Origin of the sequence: Leptospira mayottensis 200901116 (assembly GCF_000306675.2) — a bacterium.
Lineage (GTDB): Bacteria > Spirochaetota > Leptospiria > Leptospirales > Leptospiraceae > Leptospira > Leptospira mayottensis.
Window position 1 is genome coordinate 2,075,001 of sequence record NZ_CP024871.1, and the last position, 2,500, is coordinate 2,077,500.

Here is a 2,500-nt window from a genome sequence, read left to right on the forward strand (position 1 = left end):
TAAAGCGAGAGAAGCGGGTTTTAAAGGTAAGGATTGGGTCCTAAACTTAGAAGCAGAAGAGAAAAAAAGAACGAGCTTAAATACATTAAAGATTCGTTATAATAAAATCGTAGGTTATTTTATTGAAATCTCCAGGGCCCAAGCCGAACAAGCTCCGAAAGACTATCTTAAAAAACAAACTCTTGTAGGAAGCGAACGTTTTACTACTCCCAAATTGGAGGAGATAGAACGTTCGATATTGGAAGCGGACGAAATCATTCAAGAAATAGAAAGAGCGGAATTCAATCGTATGGTGGAAGAAGTTTTGAAATACTCTTCCGCGCTTCTTTCTTTTTCGGAAGAAATCGGGGACCTTGATTTCCAAATTTCTGTTTTAACCGCCAAAGACAAGTTCGGTTGGATTCGTCCCGAACTTTCCGAAGATCGTTCTCTGGATTTGGTGGATTCCAGACATCCAGTCGTGGAAGCAACTCTTCCTCCCGGTCAAGAATTTGTTCCCAACTCTGTCTATTTGGATACGCAAAACCAAGCGATCGCCGTTTTGACCGGACCAAACATGGCCGGTAAATCTACGTTCATGAGACAAATTGCTCTCAATCAGATTTTGTTTCAGATGGGGGCCTTTGTTCCCGCAAAATCCGCGAGACTTCCAATTGTGGATAAACTTTTCACTCGAATCGGAGCAGGAGACAATCTGACTGCGGGAGAATCTACATTCTACGTTGAGATGAAAGAAACCGCAAACATTCTTAACCACTACACCGAAGACTCTCTGATTCTTTTCGACGAGGTAGGACGTGGAACCTCCACCTATGATGGAATGAGCATCGCCTGGTCAATTTTGGAATATTTTTCCTCCTTATCTGTAAAACCCAAAACAATCTTTGCGACTCATTACCATGAACTTACGGAGCTTTCCCGTCTAAGTGGAATTTTCAATCTTTATCTGGAAACCCTGGAAAAAGAAGACAAGGTCCTATTTTTACGAAAGGTAAAAGTCGGTAAGGCGAAAAAATCTTTCGGAATCTATGTGGCAAAAATTGCGGGAATTCCGGAATCGATCGTCAAAAGAGCGACAGAACTTCTGATCGATCTGGAATCTAAAAAGAAAGAAATCCGAATTCAAGAAGCCCAACCTACTTTATTTACCGAACCGAAACCAAAAACTCTCCCGTCTGAAACGGAAGAATCCATTCTAAAACTAAAACTGGAAGAGATGACTCCAATCGAAGCCTTAAAAAAATTAGAGGATTTTCAAAAGAAATTAAGAAAACAAAAATAGTAGAACATCTAACGGAGCAAAATCCACCCAATTGGCAATGAGTTTTTTCAAACCTTCCTTTGCATGAAATCCGATTCCGATCCCCGCTTCGTTTAACATCAATGCATCGTTCGCCCCGTCTCCGACGGCAACCACTTGGGATTGGGAAATTCCTTCTCGATCCCGAATCATCTTTAAATACTCAAACTTTTTATTTTTATCAACGATATCACCGATCACCTTTCCCGAAAATTGGCCATTTTGTCTTTCTAAAACGTTCGCGCGAATCTCGTCTATTCCGTACTGTTTCTGGAACATTTCCAAAATGTCTATAAAACCTCCTGAAAATACCGCAGTCTTATAACTTTTTTCTTTCAAACCTCTAAGAAGATTTTCAACTCCGACATTCAGCTTCAGTTTCGGATAAAGTTCCGTAAAAATGGAGGAGGAGAGTCCCTTTAAATGAGCACATCTTTTTTTAAGAGCTTCATGAAAATCCAAATTTCCTTCCATCGCCTCCTTTGTGACAGAAGCGACTTCTTCGTAAACTCCCGCAAGCTTCGCCAATTCGTCGATGACCTCTTGTTGAATTAAAGTGGAATCCATATCGAAGACGAAAAAACTTTTTTTCTTCGGATCTAAAAGATAATCGATCTGAAGAAGATCTGAATTTCTTTTTGCAAACATTGCTCTCAGTTCAATCAACTCCTGCAAATCCAAATTTCTGGAAATTTTCCATTCGATACAACTCCACTCTCCTTGAGTACGAACCGAGGCCGAGGAAAGTAAAAAAGTTTCTTCGGATTTGAGGGATACGAAGCTTCCGATTCCCAGCAGAAGTTCTTTTCGGATTTCATAAGGTTTTTGAGTAAGAATAAGAAGCAAGGGAAACCTCTTAGAGATAAGGTAAAAGGATCGGTTTTAATTTTTCGGCCCAAACTTTGTATGCGTTTTCGTTCAAGTGGATCTCATCTTGTTCGAGCCAAAATTCCTGGCGAAGGACGGAACGATCTTTTTCTCGGAACCATTGCCAGTTGTCTAAAAAAATTACATTTTTATAGGACTGAATGATGGAAATCCAAGCCAGATTGACCACGGGAGAAATATTATTTAAACTTCGAGCACGCACAGGAGGAATTCCCAGAATGACTATTTTTGTCTTGGGAAGAGATAGAGTAAGTTTATTTAAAATTTTAACCAAGTTATTTTCAATCAAATAGAGACATTTTCCCTGAATGA

3 protein-coding genes (2 of these 3 only partly in view) are annotated in these 2,500 nt (G+C 39.8%); 1 reads left to right on the forward strand and 2 read right to left on the reverse strand.

The window, feature by feature from the left end; all coding sequences use genetic code 11:
* On the forward strand, nt 1–1,282 hold the 3' portion of the coding sequence (mutS, locus tag LEP1GSC190_RS09290) for a DNA mismatch repair protein MutS (protein ID WP_004279565.1). It extends 1,265 nt beyond the left edge of the window; the window shows 1,282 of its 2,547 coding nt (coding positions 1,266–2,547); its start codon lies off the left edge, out of view; the stop codon is at nt 1,280–1,282.
* On the opposite strand, the gene serB is transcribed toward mutS, so the two are convergent.
* Together serB and LEP1GSC190_RS09300 are read right to left on the reverse strand one after the other, a co-directional pair.
* Nucleotides 1,265–2,146, reverse strand: coding sequence for a phosphoserine phosphatase SerB (serB, locus tag LEP1GSC190_RS09295; RefSeq protein WP_002764022.1), 882 nt, complete (start codon nt 2,144–2,146; stop codon nt 1,265–1,267). The genes mutS and serB overlap by 18 nt on opposite strands.
* Before the next feature lie 10 nt (nt 2,147–2,156).
* On the reverse strand, nt 2,157–2,500 hold the final stretch of the coding sequence (locus tag LEP1GSC190_RS09300; protein WP_002764017.1) for a GDSL-type esterase/lipase family protein. 400 nt of this gene lie beyond the right edge of the window; only the last 344 of its 744 coding nucleotides appear in the window; the start codon falls outside the window, past its right edge; its stop codon occupies nt 2,157–2,159.